Raw genomic sequence first — 1,100 nt, 5'->3', positions numbered from 1 at the left:
GGCCGCGCCTGTGCCGTGAGACTGGCAGCAAGTGGCGCTAAAGTCGCTATTCTCTACAATTCCAGCGAAAAGGCTGCCTTCGATACGATCGACGAAATAACTGGTTCTGGCGGCTTGGCAGTAGCTATTCGCGCCGACCTGACCAAGCAAGCCGAAGTCGATCGTGCAGTTGAGGAGACCCAAAAGAACTTCGGTCCCCGCATCGACATCCYACAGTTCGTCACTGGCGGTCTCGTCGCCCGCAAAACCGTTCCTGAAATGGACGCCGAATTCTGGCATCAGGTGCTTGACCTCAACCTCACCTCATTATTCCTCACGGTAAAGGCGGTGCTTTCGCATATGGGTGAGGGGGGCTCCATCGTAACATTCGCGTCGCAGGCCGGGCGCGACGGAGGCGGGCCGGGGGCGCTTGCCTACGCGACCTCGAAGGGCGGGGTGATGAGCTTTACCCGGGGACTGGCAAAAGAGATCGGTCCGAATATCCGTGTCAACGCCCTTTGTCCCGGAATGATCGACACCACCTTTCACGACAATTTCACCAAACCTGAAGTGCGCGGCCGCGTGGCCGGCGCGACGGCTTTGAAGCGTGAGGGGACGTCTGCGGAGGTGGCAGAATTCGCCGCGTGGCTCTCGTCCGATGCTGCCAGCTACGTCACTGGAGGGTGTTTCGACATCAATGGCGGCGTGCTCTTTTCCTAAAAAAACGACGATCGGGAGGATCGACCAATGAATATCAAACTGAAACTTGCGACGGTGGCAATTGCCTCGATACTTGCTGCAACGCCCATTGCGGTGAACGCCGAGACACCCAAGGACCAATTGATCATAGGGCTGTCAATGACAAACCTTTTGACGATGGACCCGGCGGAGGCAGTGGAAACGGAATCCTTTGACGTTCTCAACAATCTCTATGACCGCCTAATCGAGATGGATCCGGTAACGCCGAGCAAAATCGTTCCGGGTCTCGCGGAGAAATGGACGATCGCGGAAGACGGAACAATCACATTCGACCTCCGGTCAGAGGCAAAGTTTCATTCCGGGAACCCGGTTACATCTGCAGATGTATTGTGGTCGCTAAAACGCGTGATGAAGCTAAACCG

2 protein-coding genes are annotated in these 1,100 nt (G+C 56.4%); both read left to right on the top strand.

The features are described from left to right. Positions 1-699: SDR family NAD(P)-dependent oxidoreductase (locus ACXJ5O_RS27900; RefSeq protein WP_457302744.1), on the top strand; the 699-nt coding region annotated here is incomplete at its 5' end. A 27-nt stretch (positions 700-726) separates the two neighbouring features. Then, positions 727-1,100, top strand: a 374-nt coding sequence (locus ACXJ5O_RS27895; protein WP_457302743.1) for an ABC transporter substrate-binding protein, incomplete at its 3' end; no start/stop codon positions are given.

It is taken from the genome of Phyllobacterium sp. P5_D12 (assembly GCF_054049495.1).
This window is presented reverse-complemented; position numbering and strand designations above follow the sequence as displayed.